This window comes from Streptomyces sp. NPDC008139 (assembly GCF_042957025.1).
GTDB lineage: Bacteria > Actinomycetota > Actinomycetes > Streptomycetales > Streptomycetaceae > Actinacidiphila.
This window is the reverse complement of record NZ_JBIBHM010000014.1, coordinates 1-22,110: the sequence shown is the minus strand read 5'-3', so window position 1 is coordinate 22,110 and position 22,110 is coordinate 1. Positions and strand designations below refer to the sequence as shown.

The 22,110-nt window shown below is 68.5% G+C and carries 20 protein-coding genes and 2 pseudogenes; 15 read left to right on the top strand and 7 right to left on the bottom strand.

Annotated features, from left to right (window positions below; all coding sequences use genetic code 11):
* Nucleotides 1–3 precede the first annotated feature (3 nt).
* The 7 genes from ACFZBB_RS27490 (at nt 4) to ACFZBB_RS27460 (ending at nt 9,161) form a co-directional block, all read left to right on the top strand.
* The gene (locus tag ACFZBB_RS27490) at nt 4–1,566 is read left to right on the top strand and encodes an ATP-binding cassette domain-containing protein (RefSeq protein WP_391127603.1); all 1,563 of its coding nucleotides are present in this window, start codon (nt 4–6) and stop codon (nt 1,564–1,566) included.
* Entirely contained in the window at nt 1,563–2,564 is a 1,002-nt protein-coding gene (locus ACFZBB_RS27485) for an ABC transporter permease (protein ID WP_391127600.1), read from the top strand. Before ACFZBB_RS27490 ends, ACFZBB_RS27485 begins: the two co-directional genes overlap by 4 nt.
* A 29-nt stretch (nt 2,565–2,593) precedes the next feature.
* The gene (locus ACFZBB_RS27480; RefSeq protein ID WP_391127597.1) at nt 2,594–4,633 is read left to right on the top strand and encodes a hydantoinase/oxoprolinase family protein; all 2,040 of its coding nucleotides are present in this window, start codon (nt 2,594–2,596) and stop codon (nt 4,631–4,633) included.
* On the top strand, nt 4,630–6,342 hold the full coding sequence (locus ACFZBB_RS27475; protein WP_391127594.1) for a hydantoinase B/oxoprolinase family protein: 1,713 nt from the start codon (nt 4,630–4,632) through the stop codon (nt 6,340–6,342). The genes ACFZBB_RS27480 and ACFZBB_RS27475 overlap by 4 nt, the downstream gene beginning before the upstream one ends.
* The gene (locus ACFZBB_RS27470) at nt 6,339–7,535 is read left to right on the top strand and encodes an amidohydrolase family protein (RefSeq protein WP_391127592.1); all 1,197 of its coding nucleotides are present in this window, start codon (nt 6,339–6,341) and stop codon (nt 7,533–7,535) included. Before ACFZBB_RS27475 ends, ACFZBB_RS27470 begins: the two co-directional genes overlap by 4 nt.
* Complete coding sequence (locus ACFZBB_RS27465; RefSeq protein WP_391127589.1) at nt 7,532–8,419, top strand: LLM class flavin-dependent oxidoreductase; 888 nt, start codon at nt 7,532–7,534, stop codon at nt 8,417–8,419. The genes ACFZBB_RS27470 and ACFZBB_RS27465 overlap by 4 nt, the downstream gene beginning before the upstream one ends.
* A 64-nt stretch (nt 8,420–8,483) precedes the next feature.
* Complete coding sequence (locus tag ACFZBB_RS27460) at nt 8,484–9,161, top strand: FCD domain-containing protein (RefSeq protein ID WP_391127586.1); 678 nt, start codon at nt 8,484–8,486, stop codon at nt 9,159–9,161.
* A 10-nt stretch (nt 9,162–9,171) separates the two neighbouring features.
* Here the strand turns inward: ACFZBB_RS27460 and ACFZBB_RS27455 are convergent, their stop codons facing one another.
* From ACFZBB_RS27455 to ACFZBB_RS27445, 3 genes are all read right to left on the bottom strand, one after another.
* Nucleotides 9,172–9,708, bottom strand: coding sequence for a TetR family transcriptional regulator (locus ACFZBB_RS27455; RefSeq protein WP_391127583.1), 537 nt, complete (start codon nt 9,706–9,708; stop codon nt 9,172–9,174).
* Nucleotides 9,705–10,028: a multidrug efflux SMR transporter gene (locus ACFZBB_RS27450; protein ID WP_188282846.1), complete on the bottom strand. Its 324-nt coding sequence runs from the start codon at nt 10,026–10,028 to the stop codon at nt 9,705–9,707. Before ACFZBB_RS27450 ends, ACFZBB_RS27455 begins: the two co-directional genes overlap by 4 nt.
* A gap of 180 nt (nt 10,029–10,208) precedes the next feature.
* Nucleotides 10,209–10,613, bottom strand: a complete 405-nt coding sequence (locus ACFZBB_RS27445; protein ID WP_355343487.1) for a MerR family transcriptional regulator — start codon at nt 10,611–10,613, stop codon at nt 10,209–10,211.
* A gap of 381 nt (nt 10,614–10,994) precedes the next feature.
* On the opposite strand from ACFZBB_RS27445, the gene ACFZBB_RS27440 reads away from it, so the two are divergent.
* From ACFZBB_RS27440 to ACFZBB_RS27420, 5 genes are all read left to right on the top strand, one after another.
* On the top strand, nt 10,995–12,545 hold the full coding sequence (locus ACFZBB_RS27440; RefSeq protein WP_391127580.1) for a SulP family inorganic anion transporter: 1,551 nt from the start codon (nt 10,995–10,997) through the stop codon (nt 12,543–12,545).
* Nucleotides 12,526–14,007 carry an extracellular solute-binding protein gene (locus ACFZBB_RS27435; protein ID WP_391127577.1) on the top strand — a complete coding sequence of 494 codons (1,482 nt, stop codon included), beginning with the start codon at nt 12,526–12,528 and terminating at the stop codon, nt 14,005–14,007. The genes ACFZBB_RS27440 and ACFZBB_RS27435 overlap by 20 nt, the downstream gene beginning before the upstream one ends.
* Complete coding sequence (locus ACFZBB_RS27430; RefSeq protein ID WP_391127574.1) at nt 14,004–14,327, top strand: hypothetical protein; 324 nt, start codon at nt 14,004–14,006, stop codon at nt 14,325–14,327. Before ACFZBB_RS27435 ends, ACFZBB_RS27430 begins: the two co-directional genes overlap by 4 nt.
* A gap of 115 nt (nt 14,328–14,442) precedes the next feature.
* Complete coding sequence (locus tag ACFZBB_RS27425) at nt 14,443–14,811, top strand: VOC family protein (protein ID WP_391127571.1); 369 nt, start codon at nt 14,443–14,445, stop codon at nt 14,809–14,811.
* Nucleotides 14,812–15,168: 357 nt separating this feature from the next.
* The gene (locus ACFZBB_RS27420; protein WP_391127568.1) at nt 15,169–15,609 is read left to right on the top strand and encodes a hypothetical protein; all 441 of its coding nucleotides are present in this window, start codon (nt 15,169–15,171) and stop codon (nt 15,607–15,609) included.
* A 33-nt stretch (nt 15,610–15,642) separates the two neighbouring features.
* Here ACFZBB_RS27420 and ACFZBB_RS27415 read toward each other — a convergent pair whose 3' ends face one another.
* On the bottom strand, nt 15,643–15,834 hold the full coding sequence (locus ACFZBB_RS27415; protein WP_391127565.1) for a hypothetical protein: 192 nt from the start codon (nt 15,832–15,834) through the stop codon (nt 15,643–15,645).
* A 27-nt stretch (nt 15,835–15,861) separates the two neighbouring features.
* Between ACFZBB_RS27415 and ACFZBB_RS27410 the strand changes: the two are divergent.
* Nucleotides 15,862–16,319: pseudogene (locus ACFZBB_RS27410) on the top strand (AAA family ATPase); the annotation flags it as partial.
* Nucleotides 16,320–17,885: 1,566 nt separating this feature from the next.
* Here ACFZBB_RS27410 and ACFZBB_RS27405 read toward each other — a convergent pair.
* The 3 genes from ACFZBB_RS27405 to ACFZBB_RS27395 form a co-directional block, all read right to left on the bottom strand.
* Nucleotides 17,886–18,629 (bottom strand): HEAT repeat domain-containing protein, encoded by a 744-nt coding sequence (locus ACFZBB_RS27405; protein ID WP_391127563.1) that lies wholly within the window; start codon nt 18,627–18,629, stop codon nt 17,886–17,888.
* Nucleotides 18,626–19,909 (bottom strand): putative toxin, encoded by a 1,284-nt coding sequence (locus tag ACFZBB_RS27400; protein WP_391127560.1) that lies wholly within the window; start codon nt 19,907–19,909, stop codon nt 18,626–18,628. Before ACFZBB_RS27400 ends, ACFZBB_RS27405 begins: the two co-directional genes overlap by 4 nt.
* Before the next feature lie 146 nt (nt 19,910–20,055).
* Nucleotides 20,056–20,823 (bottom strand): transposase, encoded by a 768-nt coding sequence (locus ACFZBB_RS27395; protein WP_391127557.1) that lies wholly within the window; start codon nt 20,821–20,823, stop codon nt 20,056–20,058.
* 91 nt (nt 20,824–20,914) lie between these two features.
* Between ACFZBB_RS27395 and ACFZBB_RS27390 the strand changes: the two genes are divergently transcribed.
* Both ACFZBB_RS27390 and ACFZBB_RS27385 read left to right on the top strand, forming a co-directional pair.
* Nucleotides 20,915–21,442, top strand: coding sequence for a GNAT family N-acetyltransferase (locus tag ACFZBB_RS27390; RefSeq protein ID WP_391127553.1), 528 nt, complete (start codon nt 20,915–20,917; stop codon nt 21,440–21,442).
* A gap of 57 nt (nt 21,443–21,499) precedes the next feature.
* Nucleotides 21,500–22,018, top strand: a pseudogene (locus ACFZBB_RS27385) (Shedu immune nuclease family protein); the annotation flags it as partial.
* Nucleotides 22,019–22,110: the final 92 nt, after the last annotated feature.

The window sequence follows — 22,110 nt, the reverse complement described above, 5'->3', positions numbered from 1 at the left end:
CCGATGGTCACCGCCCAGCCGGTCGTCGAACTCACCGGCATCACCAAGCGGTTCGGCGGGACAGTGGCCCTGGACGACATCGACCTGGCCGTGCACGCGGGCAGCGTGCACGCCCTGGTCGGCGAGAACGGGGCGGGGAAGTCCACCCTCGGCAAGATCGCGGCCGGGGTCTACTCGCCCGACGCGGGACGGATCCGCGTCGACGGGCAGCCGGTCGGGCGGTGGGACACGGTACGCGCACAGCGCCGCGGGCTCGTGATGATCGCGCAGGAGCTGTCGCTCGTCAGCGATCTGACGGTCGCCCAGAACGTGTTCCTCGGCATCGAGCAGAGCAGATTCGGCGTCCTGCGGCGCGACCAGCGCCGCAGGTTCGCCGAGCTCGACGAGATCACCGGGTTCGGCATTGCCCCCGAGGCCCGGGTGGGCGACCTGCGCATCGCCGACCAGCAGAAGGTCGAGATCCTGCGCGCCCTGGCCCGCGAGGCCAAGGTGATCGTGATGGACGAGCCGACCTCCTCGCTCACCGCGCACGAGACCCAGCGGCTGCACGAGGTCATCCGCCATCTCACCGCGCAGGGACGGGCGGTCGTCTACGTCTCGCACTTCCTCGACGCCGTCCTCGAAGTCAGCGACACCGTCACGGTGCTGCGCGACGGCCACAAGATCCGTACCGCGCCCGCGGCGGACCAGACCAAGTCGTCCCTGGTGGAGGCGATGCTCGGCCGGGAACTCGCCGTCACGTTCCCGCCGCTGCCGCCCGCGCCCGCCAAGGACGTACCACCGCTGCTCACCGTGGACGGGCTGGCCAGCGACCGGGGAGTCAGGCGCGCCTCGTTCGAGATACGGCCCGGCGAGATCCTCGGGCTGCTGGGCCTGGTCGGCTCGGGGCGCACCGAGATCGCCCGCGCCCTGATCGGCGCGGACCACGCCACCGCGGGCACCGTCACGCTGTCCGGCCGCACGCTGCGCCGCGCCACGCCGCGGCGCAGCCGCGACGAGGGACTCGTCCTGGTCCCCGAGGACCGGCACGGTCAGGGCCTGGTACTCCAGCGCAGCGTCACCGAGAACATCACGCTCCCCTCGCTGAGCCGTTTCTCCCGGTTCGGCGTGATCGACCGACGGGCCGTCGGCAAGCAGGTCGACGAGCTGGTCCGCCGCCTGGAACTGCGCCCGGCCAAGCCCGAGCTGCCGGTACAGGGCTTCTCCGGCGGCAACCAGCAAAAGGCGCTGATCGCCAAATGGCTGGTCGGCGACCCCAAGCTGGTGATCCTCGACGAGCCGACCCGCGGTGTCGACGTCGGCGCCAAGCTCGCCATCTACGAGTTGATCGCCGACCTGGCCGCCCGCGGCATCGGTGTGCTGCTGATCTCCTCGGAACACGAGGAAGTGCTCGGCCTCGCCCACCGGGCCCACCTGGTCAGCCGGGGCGAAGTGCTCGACGAGGTGGACCCCCGGGGCATGGCCGTCGAAGACGTCCTACGGCGGCTGTTCGACGTCGCCGACCCGCCCGCGACAGGCGAAGCGGGAACGGCAGAAGCCGGAAAGGCAAAGGAGTCCGTCCAATGACCGCCACCGAAACCGCGCCCGACGCCGGAGCAGGCGCCGCCGTCCGCGGCGGCACCCCCATCGGCCCGCGCGTCATCGCCTTCGCCGGGGACTACGCGGCACTGATCCTGCTGGTCGCGGTCTTCGTGACCCTGTCGATCATCTCGTCGTCGTTCCTGTCCTTCACCAACGTCATGAACATCCTCAACCAGAACGCGCCGCTGGCGATCATCGCCGTCGCCGGTACGTTCGTCATCGTCTCGGGGGCGTTCGACCTCTCCACGGCGGCGATGTACGCGGTGGTCAGCGTGGTCGCCGCGCAGATCGCCACCTCCAGCGGCAGCGTCTGGCTGGCGCTGCTCGCCGCCCCGTTCCTCGGCATGGCGATGGGCGCGCTCAACGGGCTCGCCGTGACCCGGCTGAACGTCCACTCGTTCCTCGCCACGCTCGCCTCCAGCCTCGTCTACAAGGCGATCGCCGTGCTCGTCACCGGCGGCTCGCTGATCACCGTGACCAACAGCGGCTTCTCCAAGCTCGGGCGCGGCCAGGTCGCCGGGATCTTCTACTCGGTCCTCATCCTGCTGGCCGTCTTCGCCATCGGGTGGCTGCTGCTCAACGGCACGGTCTTCGGCCGCCATGTGTTCGCCGTCGGCGGCAACCCGGACGCGGCGCACCTGTCCGGGGTGCGCGTGGACCGGGTCAAGGTCACCGTGTTCGCGCTCAGCGGTCTGGCCGTCGGCATCGCCGCGGCGATCGGGGTCTCCCGCCTCGCGTCCGGCCAGCCCCAGGCGGGCAGCGGCCTGGAACTCCAGGCCATCGCCGCGATCATCCTCGGCGGCAGCAGCATCTACGGGGGTGTCGGCGCGGTCTGGCGCTCGGTGGTCGGTGTGTTCCTGATCGCCCTGATCGGCAACGGTTTCGACATCCTCAACATCAATCCGCAGATGAAAGACCTGGTCACGGGCGTCATCATCCTCGCCGCTGTGGCGCTCGCGGCAGCCGACCGCCGTCGGCGCTGACCAGTTACCCGAACGCAGAAAGGTTCGACATGGCCGAAGTGCGCATCGCCATCGATGTCGGCGGCACCTTCACCGATGTGGTGAAACTCGTCCCGGAAAGCGGGGAGTTGCGGTTCGAGAAGGTGGCCACCACACCCGCCGAGCCCACCAGGGGAGTGCTGGAGGCGTTCGCCGCCGCCGAGTCCGTACTGAGCGAGGTGACCACCTTCAACCACGGCTCCACCCTCGGCCTCAACTCGCTGCTGACACGGACCGGAGCGAAGGTGGCGGTCGTCGGCACCGCGGGCTTCCGCGACGTCTACCTGCTCGGGCGCACCGACCGGCGGCCGATGTACGCGCTCACCTACCGCAAGCCCGAGGCCCTGCTGAAGCGGCGCGACACCTTCGAAGTGGTGGAGCGTTCGCTGTACGACGGCAGCGTCGCCACACCCTTCGACGAGGCCGGTGCCCGCTCGGTCGCCGCCGAGATCGTCGGCGGCGGCTACCAGGCCGTCGCGGTCGCCTTCCTGCACGCGTACGCCAACCCGGCGCACGAACTCGCCATGCGCGAGGTGCTGCACGAGGTCGCGCCCGGCGTCGAGGTGACGCTCTCGCACGAACTGTCCGGCGAGTACCGGGAGTACGAGCGCACCTCGACCGCCGTCCTGGACGCGTACATCAAGCCGATCATGCGGACGTACCTCGAAGCCCTGACGAAGCGGCTGGGCGAGGGCGGCTTCACCGGACGGTTCCTTATGTCGCGCTCCGGCGGCGGCGCGATGACCGCGGCGACGGCCACCAGGCAGCCGGTGAACCTGATCCTGTCGGGCCCGGCCGGAGGGGTCGTCGGCGCCGCCTCGCTGGCCAAGGTGATCGGCATCCCCAACCTGATCACCATCGACATGGGCGGCACCAGCCTGGACGCCTCCCTGGTCCTCGACGGCGAGCCGGTGCTGCACCAGGGCGCCGAGTTCGAGGGCCTGCCCATCAACACCACATCGCTGAACATCCACACCATCGGCGCGGGCGGAGGCTCGATCGCCTGGCTGGACGCGGCCGGCGCGCTCCAGGTCGGTCCGCAGAGCGCCGGGGCCTCCCCGGGCCCCGCCGCGTACGGGCGGGGCGGCACCCAGCCCACCTTCACCGACGCCGCCCTGGTCCTCGGCTACATGGGCAGTGACCTGCCGCTCGGGGGGTCGCTGGTGCTCGACCACGATCTCGCCGCCAAGTCGCTCCAGCCGATCGCCGACCACCTCGGGATGAGCCTGACCACCGTGGCCCGCGGCATCGTCCGCATCTCGACCACCAAGATCGTCGGCGCGGTCCGGGCGATCACCGTCGAACTGGGCCGCGACCCCAAGGACTTCGCGCTGCTCTCCTTCGGCGGGGGCGGCGGTCTGGTCGCGGTGGACGTGGCCCGCGAACTGGGCATCCCCACCGTCATCGTGCCACCGGGACAGGGCGCCTTCTCCGCGCTGGGCATGCTGATGGCCGACGTGCAGCACGACCACGCGCGCACCGACGTGCTCCCGCTGGCCTCGACGCCCGACGCGTACTTCGACGAGGCGTTCACCGCGATGGAGGCCGAAGCGAACGCCGCCCTGGGCGCGGAGGGCTTCGCACCGGAGAACCGCGCCCTGTACCGCTCGGTCGACCTGCGCTATTCCGGCCAGGAACACGCGGCCACCGTGCCCCACCCGGCCGAGAACGCCGCCGAGGGTCTGGCCGAGAGCTTCCGTGAACTCCACGAACGCCTCTATGGCCACGTGATGGACGACCCGGTCGAGATCGTGACGCTGCGGCTGCGCGCGGTCGGCCTGGTCGACAAGCCCGCGTGGCCGCTGCACCCCGAGCGCACCGCCGGGGAACCGCCGGTGCTCGGCCGGCGCCAGGTCTACGCCCACTCCGACAGCGGCGTGCCGTACCGCCTGGTCAGCCGGGAATCCCTGCTGGTCGGCGACGCGATCGACGGCCCCGCAGTGGTCGCCGAGCACACCGCCACCACCGTGCTGCACACCGGCGACCGACTGCGCGTGGCCGAGCACGGCGAACTCGTCATCAGCGTCAAGGCGGAGGAGAAGGACCAGTGACCGACGCGATCACCCTCGAAGTCATCCGGCACGCCATGCTCGCCACCGCCGAGGAGATGGCCCGCAATCTGTGCCGGACGGCGTACAACACCGTCGTCTACGAGATCCACGACTACGGCATCGGCGTGCACGACGCGAACGGCGACGTGGTCGCCGACGCCCCCGGCATCGCGATCTTCACCCGCGGCAACGACTACGGCATCCGCCGGGTGATCGAGTACATCGGCGCCGACAACATGGCACCCGGCGATGTGTTCCTGCTGAACTACCCCTACTGGTCGTCCGCGCACACCCTGGACACCCTCGTCTTCGCCCCGATCCACGTCGGCACGCGGCTGATCGGCTTCGCCTCCTGCCGTATCCACGTCCTGGACCTGAAACAGAAGAACCCCGGATACGTGCTCGACTCGCTCGACATGTACGAGGAGGGCATGTTCTTCCCCGGCTCGCGCCTGTACCGCGCGGGCGTCCACAACCAGGAGATCTTCGACATCATCCGCTTCAACTCGCGGATGCCCGAGCGGACCATCGGCGACCTCCAAGCCCAGGTCTCGGCCTGCGTGACAGGCGTACGCCGCACCCAGGAACTCGCCGAGCGGCACGGTGCCGACGTCCTCGTCGCCGCGATGGGGTCGATCAACGACCACGGCGAACGGCTGGCCCGGCTGGCCCTGGCCCAACTGCCGCGCGGCACCTGGAGCGCCACCGACATCGTCGACTCCGACGGGGTCGACACCGACCGCGAGATCCTCCTGAAGGCCACGGTCACCATCACCGACGACGAGTTCGTCGTCGACTGGACCGGCAGCGAACGCGACGTCCGCGGCCCCATCAACCTGCCCGTCGGCCAGACGATCGCCCTGTCCAGCCTGGTGTTCAAGGCCCTGACCACCCCGGACACCCCGGTGGTGGCGGGCAACTTCGCCCCGCTGCGGGTGGTCACCGACCCCGGCAGCGTCATGCACGCCGTGCCGCCGATGCCGACCTTCACCCTCTGGACCGGCCTGCTCGCGGGCGAGGTGATCCTCAAGGCGCTGGCCCAGGGCATGCCGGACCGCATTCCCGCCTGCTCCGGCGGCGACGTCTCGTCCATGATGGGCCTCGGCACGAACCCGCGCACCGGCCAGCCCTGGCTCGAAGCGACCAACGAGGCCGTCGGGTTCGGCGGACACACCGGTGGCGACGGCGAAGACGGCATCATGCACATGTCCGAGCCGGGATGCCGGAACAACCCCGTCGAGGTGCTGGAACAGAAGTCACCGATGTTCATCGAGCGCTACGGCTACGTCCCCGACACGGCGGGCCCCGGCAGACATCGCGGCGGCGTCGGCGTCCAGCGCGTCTACCGCTTCACCGCGCCGTCCACCGGCATCGCGCTGGTCTACCGCACCAAGTCCGCGCCGTGGCCGGTCGAGGGCGGCGATCCCGCGACCCCCGCCCGTATCGTGCTCAACCCGGGCACCGACCGCGAGGTCGTCACCCGCGGCAGCTACAACTCGCTGGAGACGGGGGACGTGCTCGCCAACGTCACCGGCGGCGGGGGCGGCTACGGTCCCGCGTACGAACGCGACCCGGCCAAGGTGCTGGAGGACGTCATCGACGGCTATGTGTCCGTCGAGGCCGCCCGGTCCGCCTACGGCGTCGTGATCACCGAACAGCCCTGGGCCGTCGACCGGTCGGCCACCGCGGAACTGCGGGCAGCCCGATGACCGCCGTCGACCTCGTCGTCACCGACGCGCTGCTGCACGAGGACGAACCCGCCGAGGCCGACGTGGTCGTCCACGACGGCCGGATCGTGGCCGTCGGCCCCGGCGCGGCCAAAGGACATACCGCCGCGCGCACACTCGCCGCCGCCGGAGCCTCGCTCGTGCCGGGGCTCATCGACGCGCACTTCCACGCCTACGCCACCAGCCTCGACGCGTGGCGGCTGGAGAACGCACCGCTGAGCTACGTGGCCCTGGCGGGCGCTCGCCGACTGGGCAGGGCGCTGCGCCGCGGCTTCACCACCGTCCGGGACGTCGCGGGCGGCGACGCGGGACTCGACCAGGCGATCACCACCGGCCTGATCGAATCCCCCCGCTACCTGTGGACCGGACCCGCCATGAGCCAGACCGGCGGCCACGGCGACCCGCGCGCCGCCGACACCGACATCTGCTTCCACTCAGGACCCATGAACCAGGTCGTCGACGGGGTCGACAATCTGCGCGCCGCGGCCCGCGACCGGTTCCGCCGCGGCGCCCACGCCCTCAAGATCATGACCTCCGGCGGGGTGGTGTCGCCCACCGACCCGATCCGGGTGCCGCAGTACTCGGCCGAGGAGATCCGGGCGGTCACCGACGAAGCCCGCCGCCGGGGCTCCTACGTCGCCGCCCACGCCTACTCACCCGAGGCGATCCGGCACTCCGTCGCCAACGGCGTGCGCTCCATCGAGCACGGCAATCTGCTCGACGAGGACACCGCCACCGCGATGGCCGAGGCGCGCGCCTTCCTCGTACCGACCCTCGCGGCCTACGACGCGATGGCCAGGCGCTGGCAGGAAGTGCGCCTGAGCCCCGTGCAGCGCGCCAAGAACGCCGAGGTCCTGGACTCCGGCCTCATCGCCGTGCGACGCGCCCAACAGGCGGGAGTACGCGTCGGCTTCGGGACCGACCTGATGGCCGACCTGGAGGACGACCAACTGCGCGGGCTCAGGCTCCAGAGCGAGGCGATCGGCTGGCAGGCGGCCCTGCGCTCGGCGACCCGGGTCAACGCGGACCTCATCAACCGGCCCGACCTCGGGCGCGTCGAGGTCGGCGCCGTCGCCGACCTGCTCCTGCTGGACGGGCCGCTCACCGACGACCGGACGCTGCTCTGGGACGAGACCAGGAGCCGCACCGTGGTGCAGAGCGGAGTGCTGAAGTGACCACTGTCCCTCGCCTTTCCTGCCTGGTCCTGCCCGACCGGGCCCCGGCCGAATTCCTGGCCCGGGTCCGCGACGCGGAACAGGCCGGTGTCCGCACGGTCTGGACGTACGACCACCTGTCCTGGCGCGACCTGGCGGACGGCCCCTGGTTCGCCACGGTGCCGCTGCTCGCGGCGGCGGTCGGCGCGACGTCCACCGTGCGCGTCGGCGCGCAGGTGGCCACGCCCAACTTCCGCCACCCGGTGCCGTTCGCGAAGGAGGTCATGACCCTCGACCATCTGGCCGGCGGGCGGCTGGACCTCGGGGTGGGAGCGGGCGCGGAGGACGCCGACGCACGTGTGCTCGGCCGGGCGCCGCTGTCCCGCAAGGAGCGCGCCGACCGTTTCGAGGAGTGGGCGACCCTTCTGGCCACCCTGCTGGAGCAGGACCGCACCGACGTCAGCGGGTCCTTCTACAGCGCCAGGGACGCGCGGATGATCCCCGGCTGCGTCCAGACGCCCCGGGTGCCGCTGACCGTCGCCGCGACCGGCCCCCGGAGCATGCGCCTGGCCGCGCTCCTCGGCTCGGCCTGGGTGACGTACGGGCCCTACCGCCAGTCACCGGCGCCGCAGGAGTGGCTGGCGGCGATCGCCGAGCAGAACCGCAATCTGGACACCGCGATCGCCGCCGTCGCGCCGGGCAAGCAGATCCGCCGTATCGCCCAGGTGGCACTCGACGAGACCCGCCCGTTCCGCGACCGGGACACCTACCGGCGGTTCGCCGAGGACGTGGCAGCGGCCGGATTCGACGAACTCACCGTGCACTGGCCACGCCCCGACGGACGGGGCGTCCCGGCCGCCGCGCTCGACACGGTCGTCGCGACCCACGCCGCCTGCGGGACCTGACCGAACCGTAAGATGTGCCATTGCACTGACAGGGATTGGCTGTTGACTGGTGATGGGGAAGATCATGGCGATTGAGGACAGCACGTCTCTGGGGCTGCTCACCCCCTCGACCAGCCTTCGCGAGCGGGTCGAGGAGGCGATCGCCGCGGCCATCGTCTCCGGTCAGATGCCCGCGGGCGAGGTGTTCTCCGCACCCACCCTCGCCGCTCGCTTCGGAGTCTCTGCCACCCCGGTCCGCGAGGCCATGCTCAACCTCGCCAAGCGCGGCATGGTCGAGATCCTGCGCAACAAGGGCTTCCGCGTCACCGCTGTGAGCGAGGACGATCTGCGCGCGATCGTCGACGTCCGCCAACTGCTCGAAGCCCCGGCGGTCCGCCGCCTGTCGGGCCGGCTCACCCCCACCGACCTGGCCCATCTGCGCGGCCTCGCCGAGGAGATCGTGCGCGGTGCCCGCGACGCCGACCTCGCCCGCTACCTCCAGGCCGACACGACCTTCCACCTCACCCTGCTCAAGCTCGCCGGCAACACGCGCCTGCACGACATCGTCGCCGACCTCCGCGCCCAGACCCGCCTCACCGGCCTCGCCGACCTGGTCGCCACCGAAGAACTCCAGGCGTCCGCCCGCGAGCACTTGGAGATGCTCGACCTCCTCGAAGCGGGCTCCGCCGACGCGTGCGAAGACCTCATGGTCCGCCACATCGGCCACGTCCTCGGCTGGTGGTCCGGCCACACCGAAGCCTGACCCCTTCCCCCTAGCCGAGCAGGGCGGCGAGGGCCGCCGACAGCGAAGCCGCGCTCAGGGGCTCGTCGCGGGTGAGGGCGTGGAGGAGAGCGCCGTCGAGGTACGTGACGGCCGCTCGCGCTGCTCGCGGGGTGGCGTACGCGGTGAGGATGTCGGTGAGGCCGTCGGCCCAGACACGGGCGGCGGGGCGGAGTTCGGGGCGGTAGGCGGCGGCGAGGTAGAGCTGCATCTCGGTCAGGGCGCGGGGACGGTCGGCGAGGTACGCGGCGGTCAGCTCGGCCAGCGCGGCCGGGACGTCGGCGCTGTCGTGGAGAGCCGTCTCCCAGGCGCGCAGTTCCTGTGCCGAGAGATCCGCGGCGTAGCGGAGCGCGGCGGCGGTGAGGTCGTCCAGGCTCGCGAAGTAGTACGTGGTCGCGCCGAGCGGCACCCCGGCGCGCGCGGCGACGAGGCGGTGCGTGACGGCGTCCACCCCGGACTCGGCGATGACCTGGCACGCGGCCTCGGTGATCCGCCGCCGACGCCCCTCGGGATCGCGCCGCCCGGTCAATGCGCACCGCTGAGGTTCAGTACCGCGACCCCGGCGACCACCAGGGCGACGCCGAGCACCTTCACCGCCGTGACCGGCTCGCCCAGGAAGAGAGCCCCGATGATGACGATCAGCGTCGTCCCCAGCCCCGACCACACGGCGTACCCCACACTGACCTGCAACCCCTTCTGCACGGCCACCGCCAGGGCGACGAACGCGCCCGCGTACGCGACCAGACACACCACCGTCGGCCACAGCCGGGTGAACCCCTCGGTGCTCTTGAGCAGGCTGGTGCCCAGCACCTCCGCCACGATGGCCAGACCGAGCAATACGTAGGGCACGCCGCGCGCCTCCCGAGTAGTACGGATGTACAAGTACAAACGTACTACTCGGTTGTCCCACGGCATGGCCTGGCCCTCGGCGGGGAGAGGCGCGGGGGTCGGAACAGGGCCTTGCGGGGGCCCTCCCGGGGGCCGCTCACGGCGAGCCCAACTCCGTCCGGACGGGCGGTGACGTGAGGGTCAGGGCCGGGGAGCGCGGTCCAGGCGGACGCGGAGGGTCGCGGCGAAGTCCTCGGCGCGCGCCAACTGGACGCGCAGGTCGTGGATCTTCTGGACGGCGGCCTGCTCGTAGGCCCTGACGCGCTCCAGGAGCGCGTCGCGCTCGGCGCCGGGAGCGAGGTCCGCCGCGTCGAGCCGGTCGGTGGCGTCAAGGAGGTCGCGCATCTCCTCCAGGGTGAAGCCGAGCGGCTTCATCCGGCGGATGACCATGAGGCGGGCGACGTCGGTCTCGGTGTAGAGCCGGAAACCGCCCTGGGACCGGGCGGACGGGGTGACCAGTCCGGCCTCCTCGTAGTGCCGGATCGTCCGCAGGGACAGCTCGGTTCGTTCGGCGACCTCGCCGATCTGCATGTGTGTGCTGCCCACGACCGTCTTCTCGGCCCCTTCTCGTCGCGGGACGCCGCCCCGGTGGTGAACCGCCGCGTCCCGTGCGGCCCTGAACCCATCTCTACCCTAACGTTAGGGTAGAGTCGCTGCTGTTGAGGACGGCGTGCGTCGTTCCCCAACGGTGCGCGGCTCCGTCGTGTCCGCCCACCGCAGTGTCGGGGCCGACGACGCCCCCGCTCATTTCGCGAGCAGGAGAGACGAAGCGTGCGCATGCCACAGCCGTACGCCGCCTGCTGCCCGCCGTGACATCACCAGCGTACTGAGTCGCCTCCGCCAACTGCCGTGCGGCTCGGCCGCGCTCCCGGACTTCCGCCCGCGCCGACGGGCGATCCGCGCACCGCCGTCCCGGCCCTGCGCCCCATGACCGCGCTGCCGACCGGCCGCGCCCGAGCACGACAGGTCCCCCCGGTGTTGCCGACCTCCTTCCCGTTCCCGTCCGCGCGCCTGCGCGCTCTGCCCCCGCCCCCGTGGCTGTCCCCGAAGGTCTTCCGCGTCGAGGTCCTGGCCGGTCTGGTCGTCGGACTCGCGCTGATCCCTGAGGCGATCTCGTTCTCCGTCATCGCGGGCGTCGACCCCAAGGTCGGCCTGTTCGCCGCCTGCACGATGGCGATGGTCATCGCGTTCGTCGGCGGCCGGCCCGCGATGATCTCTGCCTCCACCGGCGCGGTCGCGCTCGTCGTCGCTCCCGTGGCCCGTCAGCACGGGCTCGGCTACCTCATCGCCACGGTGATCCTCGCCGGGATCATCCAGATCGCGCTGGGCGCGGTCGGCGTGGCCACGCTCATGCGGTTCGTACCGCGCGCGGTGATGGTCGGCTTCGTCAACGCGCTCGGCATCCTGCTGTTCGCCGCGCAGGTCCCCAACCTCCACGACGTGCCCTGGCAGGTCTATCCGCTGGTCGCGGCCGGTCTGGCGATGATGGTGTTCTTCCCCCGGCTGACCAGGGCGGTGCCCGCGCCGCTGGTCTCGATCGTGATCCTCACCGTGGTCACCGTCGCCGCCGGTATCGCGGTGCCCACCGTCGGGGACAAGGGCAAACTGCCCTCCTCACTGCCGGTGCCAGGATTGCCGGACGTGCCCTTCACCGTCCACACCCTGACCGTCATCGCCCCCTACGCGCTGGCGATGGCGCTGGTGGGGCTGATGGAGTCGCTGATGACCGCCAAGCTCGTGGACGAGATGACCGACACCCGCTCCAACAAGACCCGTGAGTCCATCGGGCAGGGCGTCGCCAACATCGTCACCGGCTTCTTCGGCGGCATGGGCGGCTGCGCGATGATCGGTCAGACGATGATCAACGTGAAGAACGGTGCGCGGACCCGCCTGTCCACCTTCCTGGCCGGGTTCTTCCTGCTCATCTTGTGCATCGTGTTCGGTCCGGTCGTCTCCCGTATCCCCATGGCTGCCCTCGTGGCCGTCATGGTCCTGGTCTCGGTCGGCACGTTCGACTGGCACTCGATCAAGCCCGCCACCCTCAAACGGATGCCGGTGGGGGAGACCGTGGTGATGGCGGTGACTGTCGCGGTCGTGGTCGCGACCGGCAATCTGTCGATCGGCGTCGTCGTCGGCACGGTCACCGCCATGGTGATCTTCGCCCGGCGCGTCGCGCGCTTCACCGAGGTCACCGCTGTCGCCGACCCGGATGGTGACAGCGTCGTCTATGCCGTGACCGGCGAGCTTTTCTTCGCGTCCTCCAATGACCTGGTGGCCCGGTTCGACTACGCCGCCGACCCCTGTACCGTCGTCATCGACCTGACCGACGCGCACATCTGGGACGCCTCCTCCGTCGCGGCCCTGGACACGGTCACGGCGAAGTACGCCGCCCGCGGCAAGAGCGTGGAGATCGTCGGCCTCAACCGGGCCAGCGCCCAGATGCACGGCAATCTCACCGGTGAACTCATCAGCACGTGACGCACGCGTCCGGGGCGGCCGACCTCAGCGGCGGCCGCCCCGGAAGCTCCAGGAGGACTGCGGGAAGCTGGCCGCGGCCAACAAGAAGACGGCGGATTTCTCCGGCTTCTACCTGCCGGGCCGGTACTGGTTCAGCGGGATGCCGTTCCTGTTCGGCAAGGGCGGCACCGTCGCCACGCAGAAGGACGGCACCTGGAAGGCCGAGATGTTCTCACCGGCCGATCAGGCGGGCCTCGCCGCGTGGCGCACCTTCCAGAACACCTGCTCCACCAAGTCCTCGGTCGGCGTCAACACCGACAGCCCCGGCCAGGACCAGCTCTTCGCCGACGGCAAGGCCGCGATGGTCTACGTCAAGGCGTGGGAGCCCGCGGCGGTCCTGGGGAAGAACCCCGCGCTCAAGGACGACATCGGCTTCTTCGCGTTGCCGGGCCACACCGCGGACAGGGCCATGCCGGTGACCGTGTCCGGCTCGACCATCGGCATCGCGGCGAACAGCCCCGACAAGAAGGCCGCGCGGGACTGGCTGCGGATCGTCACCGGCGCCGCCACCCGGCGGCGTCTGCTGCCGTGGGTGATGACCGCCCCCGCGGCTGTCGCGCTGCTGTGGAGCCAGGGGTACCTCCTGCTCCGCCTGCTGGTGCTGTCCACGCAGGATTTCGGCCCCCGGTCGCTGTTCACCGGGCACGCCGGTTTCGTGGGCGTCGACAATTTCACCCCCCTGTTCTCCGGCGCGGACTTCCGCTCGGTCCTGCTGCGCACGGTGGTCTTCACCGTGGTGTGCGTGGCACTGCTGATGGTGCCCGGGTTCCTGATTGCGCATCTGCTGACCGGTGTGTCGGCGTGGGCCCGCGTGGTCACGACCGTGTCGCTGGTCGTGGTGTGGGCGATGCCGATGGTCGCGGGGACGCTGGTGTGGCAGTGGATGTACCAGCCGCAGTACGGGGTCGGGAACTGGCTGCTGACCAAGGTGCGGGTCTTCGGAGACCTCACCGCGTACGACTGGTTCTCCCATCCCCACCAGGCGCTCGGGCTCGTCATCCTGCTCACGGTCTGGAAGGGCCTGCCGTTCGTCGCGCTGACGCTCTTCGCGGCGCGCGGGCAGATACCCGAGTCGCTGTACGAGGCGGCGCGCCTGGACGGTGCGGGGACGCTGCAGACATTCCGGCACATCACGATTCCGGTGCTGCGGCCGGTGCTGGCGATCCTCACCCTGCTGGAGGTCATCCGGTCGGTGAATTCGTTCACCCCGATCTGGGTGCTGGCGCAGGGCGGGCGCGACGGACAGACCACGACGCTCGGGGTGTACGCGTACATCACCGCCTTCAGCCGCAACGACTACGGCAGCGGCGCGCCGATCGCGGTGGTGACCGTACTGATCCTCGCGGTGTTCTCCGTCGCCTACGTCCGCAGGACGGCGAAGCAGGGAGACGACCAGGGAGACGACCGGGGAGAGACGGCATGAGTATGCGCATGACCCCCGCGCGGCGCCGCCGCAGCGTCAACGGCACGATCGCCGTGGCGATCTCCGCGGTGATGCTCTTCCCCGTCTACTGGATGGTGGGCACCGCGCTGAAGCCGCGCGGGAAGATCCTCAGCGCGGTGCCGCAGTTCGTTCCCTGGCCGATCAGCCTGGGCAATTTCCAACGCGCCCTGGCCAAACCGCACTTCGGGGTGTTCGTGCGCAATCCGCTGGCGGTGACACTGTCGTCGGTGGTGCTGCCGCTGGTCATCGCGCTGTTCGCGGCGATCGCCATCGCCCGCTTCCGGTTCGCGGGGCGGTAGGGGATTCCGGTGGCGGGCGCCCGGTGCCGGTCAGGGCGCCCACGTGCCGGGCCCGATGAGTTCACCGTCGCCGAACGGTCTACCCAGCGACCCGACCGTTCTCGACAGGAGTGCCATGTCCACCATCCAGCCCGTGATCGTGACCGCGAACCAGGACGTTCTGCTCGGCTTCTATACGCAGTTGTTCGGCGCTGAGGAGATCTTCCGGGAGCCGGCGGAAGGTCCGGCCTTCTACCTCGGCTTGCGCATCGGCGACACCGACCTCGGGCTGGTGGCCAAGGCGGACCCGGGTACGCCTGCGGCGCCGCGGATCCTGCTCAGCATCGGTGTCGCCGACGTCGATGAGACGCTCGGGCGGGTGGAGGCGCTGGGCGGCTCGGTCCGCGGCGGCCCCACCGACATGCCGTGGGGACAACGCGTCGCCCACATCCAGGACCCCGACGGCAACCCGGTGAACCTCACCCAGCCGATCCCGGCCCGCTGACGCCGCCCTGGGGCGTGCGCTGGTCGAGGACTTCCGGCGGTAGCGATCAACTGCCGACGAGCCGGGCGCTGTAGCCGGTGACGACCACGGGATCGTCCCCGTCGTCCTGGCCGAGGTAGCGGTCGTCGTGTACTCGATTCGCGGCGGCTGGCGCCCTGCGCCGCGTCCCACGGCTTCGTCATGCGCGGCGGCATCTGCGCAGCTCAGGGGGTGGGACGGCCCATGAGTACGTCAGCTGGCGGCGGACGCTGTGAGGGCCCGGGAACGTCCGGCAATGTCGGTGGTGCAAGCCGGGCGGCGCGGTCCACCCGCGCCGCCACCACCCCAGGACAGCACTCTCCTGAAGGAGAAAAGGGCATGACAGCACTGAAGTACAAGGCCGCGTCGGCGGCGATCGGCACTCTCACTCTGGTGTGCGGGGCACTCGTCATGGGCCCCGCACAGAGCGCCTCCGCCGCGAACTGCAGGAGCTGGGGCACCACCGGCACGGCCGCGGACATCGCGGGGGCCTACACGCACGGGGAGGGATGCACCCTGGACAGCGGCAGGGTCCAGATCGACGTCACCATCGAGGACACCAAGGGCGACGGCAAGGGGGCCTGCGCGCAGCTCCACGCCACGTACGCCGACGGTGGGACCCGGGATGAGTGGGTGTACGTCGCGGGGGCCGGCCACACCCTGGACAAGTCCTTCAACTATGCCTCCAGCGTGCGCAACATCTGGGTCCGGGAGGGACTGGGCAACAACGGTAAGTGCACCCAGATGGCCGGGGGCGTACACACGGTCTGGCCCAAGTAACAGGGGCCCGTTTCCCCGGTGAGCGTGGCAGCGCTACACCCGCCCGGATCTCACCGAGTGCCAGGCGCCGAACTCCGGCGCCTGGCACTCCCCGCCGTCACCCTGTACGCCGACCGTGACGTCGTTGCCCGGCAGGTCGCCCGTGAGGAGCGGCGGCTCGGCCGCCCCGCCGCGGGCCCGCATCCCGGACCGGCACCAGCTCTCCCACGGCACCACCTGCTTCATCTCCTTCCGCTCCGGCAGGATGAGGACATGCTCATCGTGATCGGCGGACTCCCCGGCACCGGCAAGACCACCCTGGCCTGGCTGACGGCGGGGCGCATCGGCGCGGTCCACCTGCGCATCGACACCATCGAACAGGCCATCGTCCGCTCCGGCCTCGCACAGCACCCCGTCGGACCGGCCGGCTACGTCATCGGATACGCCCTGGCCGAGGAACATCTCCGGCAAGGACTGACCGTGATCGCGGAATCCGTGAACCCCCTGACGTCACCCGCGACCGCTGGCAAAGCGCGGGGACCCAGGCGGCCGTCCCCGTCGTCGAAGTGGAAGTCATCTGCTCGGACCCGGTCGAGCACCGCGAGCGCGTGACCACACGATCGATCGACATCCCCGACCTGCCCCTGCCCGACTGGCAGCAGGTCCTCAACCGCGACTACGAGCCGTGGAACCGGGAACACCTCGTCATCGACACAGCCGGACAAGACCCGAGCCCCACCGACCAGCAGGCGGGTGATCCGGGAAAAGCACGCCGCTGGCAGCGGCTGGCACACCATCTCGAAGACAACTTCGCCGTGTTCGCTGTGCGATGTGCCGCTTTGGTGTCAGTGGGGTGGTGTCAGTGACGGCACGTCAGCCCTCGGTCTTCCTGCTGGTCGTGGTGGGTGCGGGGGTTTGGGTCACTGACACGAGACGGTACGTGCAGGGGTTTCGGCTGACACGGGGTGGTACACCCCGTCCCGCTCCACTGTCATGGAAACGGCACTTCTGATGCGTTGGTGGTTGTGCGGTTGCACCGTGGTCGGTGTCGGTGTCGGTTGTGAGAGACGGGTCGACCGGGAATCGGCACGCCACCGTGACCTGCGACTTCGCAGGATCACTCGGACTTTGAAACAGCCCTGATTCCGCATGAGCCGCCGCCAGAACGGGGAATGGGCGCCCCCCAGCAGATGTAGCCGTCGGACTGGAAATGGACCGCACGCCACTCGCTGCCGCTGGCCGAGGCCGTCCGGCTGGAGAACCTGCACACACACTGGGCGCGATCGCGCGGAAGCTCGACGGCGGCCTGCGACGATGTGCAGGCGGCGCACGGCCGCCCGCCGAGCTCGACTTGCTGGAGCCAGGCCTTCAGCCCGAGACTGGAGCGGCGGTACCGCTCGTTCAACCCGCTGACCTGCTCGACGTATGTCCGCCTCCGGCGCTCGGCCAGGTTGTGGATGACCGCCTGACCCTCAGTCTGACCAGCAACTTCTTCCCGGTCGAAGGTCGCTGGACCAGAGAGCGTTTGTAGCAGGAGTGCACCCGCCGAGCCCTGGCTCGGCATTCCAGGCATCTGAGTGGCGGACCGCACACGGCCGTTACCGGAACCAGGACGTCCGCCGTGAAGTCTATGGACTCTATCCGCACATCGACGTCCGAGAGCAGTGCGTCATCCAGCGAGCAAACCCCCACCAGCAATGCGTTCCTCGCCGAAATTTTCCCGCACACGTCCTTTTGGCCTGGGAATTCACGGAACTCCGGGCAGAGCCATGTCAGTGTTGTGCAACATCTTTTGCGGCTCGTGTGGCGGTCAGGGGCTGCCCGTTCCACTCATTGGTCATGAAGCAAACGGCGGCGTGGTGGGCCTGACGCCTTTGTTCAGGTCGGCGACGACATGGGCGCCGTTGACCGCCTCCGTGGAGAAGCACGCGGGGTTCCTGACGATGAGGTTGATGCCGATCCGCAACTGGGCCGGGTCCCGGCTGATTTCGAGGAGCTTCTCCTGGCGGTCGAAGTCTGTTTTGACATCGGAACATGTCCGGGTGGTTTGCGGAGAAATTCGGAGTCGCGCCCGAGGTATGAGCAGCGCCCTCGCCGGTGGTGCAACTGGCGAGAACCAGGATCAGCAATACGCCAACAACGGCGGCCGTCACAGATATGCGGACAGGCGGCGACGGAGTGCTCATGAGCCGACTCTGCGACAGGCAGAGTGGGGCCATCCGAGCGTATCGGCGACCCTGGCGCTCGGCTTCCACGATCGCGAGGAGCCAGGTCCAGAGTCGGCGAGAACAAAATTCTCACTCGGCGATGCGCTTGAGTGCCTTTTTGGCCTGGTCTCGAATATTCATGTCTGGGCTGGTGAGCATTCCTTCGATCTGTTTACGCGCTTCCGTGATTCTCATCTTCCCGAGAGCCTCGATTGCGAAGGCTGAAACCGTAGAATCTTCCAATAGGCTTTGCAGTATCCTTGGGGTTCTATCGTCCTTGGTCTTGGGCAAGGCGAGAACGATCTGTGAACGAGCCTGGCCGTATCTTCGATCGCACGCAAGATCGAAAAGTTCATCAGTTATTGATGGATCGGCGAAGATCCCCAGTCCATTTCCTAGCACCCATCGTAGGTGTTCTTTTGGTGGCTCAGAATTCTCTGGTCGCATCGGATCTTCAACTTCCGGCGGCTCGCGGAAGAGTGTCAAGAATTTAGGTGCAGCCTCTTTTTTGGCGAACCCGACCGATAGTGTCCGCGTGATGTCTTCTGCGAGTGGCAAGTATGAAGATCGGGGCAGCCAGTCGAGCAGTATTGGTACAGCAGTCCGGTAGTTCAAACGTAGCCGAAGCAGCTCTCCGACGCTTTCAATCGAAAAACCCACACCTGCGAGGTCCGCTAGCACCCCGCCAGCGCTATTGGCGTAGAGTTGCCGACGCCGAATGACCTGGTTATTGCGTGATTTCGCTGCTCGGGCAATAGGGTCACCGTGCACGACCTCACTGATCTCCTCGCGACTGAGGCGAGTGCTACTCGCACGCGGATCTTTTTCTGTCATGGAAGGTTCCTGATCAAGTTAATGTCACCCGAATTGACCAAATCCTGAAGTGGCCTGGAAATTCGAGTGGTAGAGCGGATGTAGAGATTGAACTGGTAGCCGTTTGCGCTGGCGTAGGACAAGTCGTCCTTTATTTGCTTCGATAGGTGCTGGTACTTCACGTTCTTAACTTCTCCGATCACACCTGCCGCAGGGTCGAGCTCATCGGGAATTCTGGTCCGTCCATTGATGATCAGTTTTTGAGTATTCTTGGTAATTCCGGAAGCTTTCTCGTCCTGTTGTCCGAGCTGGCAAATTATCGTTCCGCCGTCATTGTGCGCCAAGACTGACGTGGTGCCGGCGAGTACATAGTACGTGTGGAGCTGTTCGATGGTGAGGTTGTACATCGCGGCGGCGCCGGGCCGGCCGGCGACAGAGAGGATGCGGGTGTGCTTGTTGTCCGCCGTGTTGAGGACATGGCCTGGTGTGAGCTGACCTGCCTCCACCCAGGTGTGGCTGGTGTCGTCCCAGAAGGGGTGGCGGGAAGTGGTGTGAAGCGTCTTTGTCTCGCCGGTCGAGGCCTGGACTGTGACGTCGGTCAGGTCGTCGTCGTGGTGGACGAGTCTGGCGGTTACGCGGCGGGTGCCGATGTGTTTTCCGGTTTTCGGGTCTGCCGCTTCGACCTCGTCGCCGGGCTTGATGTCCTTGATCGGCTTGAGTTTGCCGTCTTTCATGAGCACGAGGGTGGACTGCGAGAAGCTGTTTTCCCGCGTCAAACATCCTAGAGTGCCACCGGTGTACTTGTTGCCCTCGCGAAGCGCTGCCGCAAGGACTCTCAGCTTGCTCTGGAATACGACGCTCGCCTGGAGTTCCGCGCAGGCTAGGAGGTCTCCGTTTCTGCATGACTCAAAGTCAGAGATCCCGAGTATTTCCTTCTCGGTGTCCCAGATTTTCTGTATCGTGCGGTTGAACCCTTCGGACTTGGAGAGCGCGTAGCACAGGACTTCGTTGTGCTGGCACCATTCGCCAAGGTTGTGTGTTGCCTGGCAGCCGAGGACACCGCACTTGTAGGCGTCCCTCATACGCTGGCAGTCCTGGTCGCAGTAGGACGTGTCCGTGCTCGTGGTTACGGGAGCGGGGCTGTTGCCTGTTTGTTTGCCGTTGTCGGGCAGGCCGTTGCCGTTTTGGTCGTTCTTGGGGCAGGCGGCGCCGTCGCGGCTGCTGCTGCCGCAGTCGGTACGGAGGCCGCTGGGGTCGCTGTAGGTGACCGGGCTGTTGTTGCTGTAGCTGTAGCCGTTCATCTGCTGCGGGTCGGCGGTGTCGAGGATGGGGTCGGCGCTGATGAAGCGGCCGGTGGTGGGGTCGTAGTCGCGGGCGCCTAAGGGCTGTCCCGTAAATGATCTTTGGGTCAGTGCGGACGTGGCTGTTCGCTGTGCGGCCCGTACATCTATCCAGCGAGGGCGAGGTTGTGCAGGCGTGCGATGCCGAGCATGGCGTGGTGGACGCCGTCACCTCTGAGGCGGCAGTCGCGGAGGATCTTCCAGGTCTTCATGCGGGCGAAGACGTGCTCGACGCGGGCGCGGACCTGCTTGTGGGGCTTGTTGTGGACTTCCTTCCAGTCGGGCAGGTCTTCGCCCTTGCGGCGGCGGTGCGGCATGACGAGTCCGGTGCCTGGGTAGCCGCCGTCGGCGATCGTCATGGTCTTGCCGACGGCAGTTTTGGCGCCGGATTCCTCCCATGCCTTGCAGTCGTTGCGGTTGCCGGGCGGAGGCCGGCCGACCACGACGATCAGGCGGGTGTCGGCGTCGACGACGACCTGGTGGTTGGTGGAGTACCGGTAGTTCTTCGACTGCGCGGCGATGGTGTGGTCGCGGGTGGGCACCAAGGTGCCGTCCACGATGAGCACGGTGTCCTTGGCGAACCGTTTGCGGGGCCGGAGCGCGAGCATCGGCCCGAGGTGGTCGATGATCCGATCGGCCGCGGACTTTGAGACTCCGAAGAGCGGTGCGATCTGCCGCATCGTCAAGTTCGTGCGCCAGTACGCCGCGACCAGCAGTGCCCGGTCCTCCAACGGCAGGCTCCACGGTCGTCCCCTGCGGGCCGCGTCCGCGCCTTCGCGCCGCAGCGCGGTCAGCGGCTTGCCGAAGCAGCGCGGACTCAGCCCGGTGAACGGGGCTGTCCAAGACGGCTCCGACGCCGTGATCACACCAGCCACACCAAGATCATCTCCTGTGGCGGGGGAGCTCTGCGCGACGTCCCGCCGGAATCCGATGGTGCGACGCGGCTTCGGCGTCAAGAATCGGCGGATGCATGAAGTGAAGCTGTCCGAGGAGATCGTCACTCTGTCGCCGCTGCACCTGGACGATGTGGAGGCACATCTCGCTGGGGAGGATGAGCTGCTGGTTCGCTGGCTCAACGGCGGTCCCGGCACGCGCGAGGGCGTCGAAGCGTACTTCCGGCATTGTCGGGAACAGTGGGACACTGCCGGGCCGCTCCGCGCTTTCGGCATCCGTGTGGGCGCCGACGAGGCGCTCGCGGGGACGATCGACTTGCGGTTCGCAGGCGAGGGCTTGGCTCCCGGCCAGGTGAATGTCGCTTACGGCCTCTATCCGTCCTGGAGGGGGCGTGGCCTGGCTACCCGCGCAGTCCTCCTGGCGTCCCAGTACGCGGCCACTGAGGGCGGGGAGGAGGCGGTGATCCAGGTTGATCCGGAGAATCCCGCATCCGCTGCAGTCGCGCAGCGGGCAGGATTCACCCGCGGCAAGCAGCCGCACAGCAAGGACGGCAGACAGTTCGACTGGTACATCCGGGACCTGCGTCACGCTCCCCAGTGAAGACCAGCAGTTACGGGACAACCCTTAGCAACGACACGTGGGGCGGAGGCGGTCTGGCAGGCATTCTTCGAGGCGAACCAGTGGATCTTCGGCTACGGACTCAACCTCATCGCCTGCGAATCCATCGACGACGGCAAACTGGAACGCATCACCACCGGCGCCAACATCTTCGGCGGAGCTGGGAAACGCATCGACGCCATCATGCGTTCCAAGGGCCTGATCAGCAGCATGCTCTTCTGTGAAATCAAGACCCACGACACGGAACTGCTCGCCAAGACCGAGTACCGCAGGGGCGTCTACCAGGCATCGAAGGAACTGGGCGGCGGCGTGGCGCAGGTGCAGAAGACCGTCTCCAAGGCCCTGCAGCTCATTTCCCACGAGTTCATCACCCGGATGCACGACGACGATGGCACCCCGACCGGCGTCGAACTATCCACCACACGACCCCGGCAGGCCCTGGTGATCGGAAGCCTGCGCGAGTTCACCCACAATGGCGCCGTGAATCCAGAGAAGATCAGTTCCTTCGAGCTATACCGGACATCGATCCAGGACGTCGAGATCATCACCTTCGACTGAGGGGCCTCACGTTTTCCGGACAGGCTTCTGACCGTTTATTTCACGCGGCGATTCGCAACTTCTCATACTCGGCGTGGACTTCGCGCGGAGGG

What these genes read in the sequence shown, in the direction of transcription:
- ACFZBB_RS27460 (WP_391127586.1), top strand. Translation starts at nt 8,484, where the DNA reads ATGGCGATTGAGGACAGCACGTCTCTGGGGCTGCTCACCCCCTCGACC.
- ACFZBB_RS27490 (WP_391127603.1), top strand. Translation starts at nt 4, where the DNA reads ATGGTCACCGCCCAGCCGGTCGTCGAACTCACCGGCATCACCAAGCGG.
- ACFZBB_RS27425 (WP_391127571.1), top strand. Translation starts at nt 14,443, where the DNA reads ATGTCCACCATCCAGCCCGTGATCGTGACCGCGAACCAGGACGTTCTG.
- ACFZBB_RS27470 (WP_391127592.1), top strand. Translation starts at nt 6,339, where the DNA reads ATGACCGCCGTCGACCTCGTCGTCACCGACGCGCTGCTGCACGAGGAC.
- ACFZBB_RS27390 (WP_391127553.1), top strand. Translation starts at nt 20,915, where the DNA reads ATGCATGAAGTGAAGCTGTCCGAGGAGATCGTCACTCTGTCGCCGCTG.
- ACFZBB_RS27415 (WP_391127565.1), bottom strand. Translation starts at nt 15,834, where the DNA reads ATGAAGCAGGTGGTGCCGTGGGAGAGCTGGTGCCGGTCCGGGATGCGG.
- ACFZBB_RS27405 (WP_391127563.1), bottom strand. Translation starts at nt 18,629, where the DNA reads ATGACAGAAAAAGATCCGCGTGCGAGTAGCACTCGCCTCAGTCGCGAG.
- ACFZBB_RS27400 (WP_391127560.1), bottom strand. Translation starts at nt 19,909, where the DNA reads ATGAACGGCTACAGCTACAGCAACAACAGCCCGGTCACCTACAGCGAC.
- ACFZBB_RS27430 (WP_391127574.1), top strand. Translation starts at nt 14,004, where the DNA reads ATGAGTATGCGCATGACCCCCGCGCGGCGCCGCCGCAGCGTCAACGGC.
- ACFZBB_RS27485 (WP_391127600.1), top strand. Translation starts at nt 1,563, where the DNA reads ATGACCGCCACCGAAACCGCGCCCGACGCCGGAGCAGGCGCCGCCGTC.
- ACFZBB_RS27420 (WP_391127568.1), top strand. Translation starts at nt 15,169, where the DNA reads ATGACAGCACTGAAGTACAAGGCCGCGTCGGCGGCGATCGGCACTCTC.
- ACFZBB_RS27480 (WP_391127597.1), top strand. Translation starts at nt 2,594, where the DNA reads ATGGCCGAAGTGCGCATCGCCATCGATGTCGGCGGCACCTTCACCGAT.
- ACFZBB_RS27440 (WP_391127580.1), top strand. Translation starts at nt 10,995, where the DNA reads ATGACCGCGCTGCCGACCGGCCGCGCCCGAGCACGACAGGTCCCCCCG.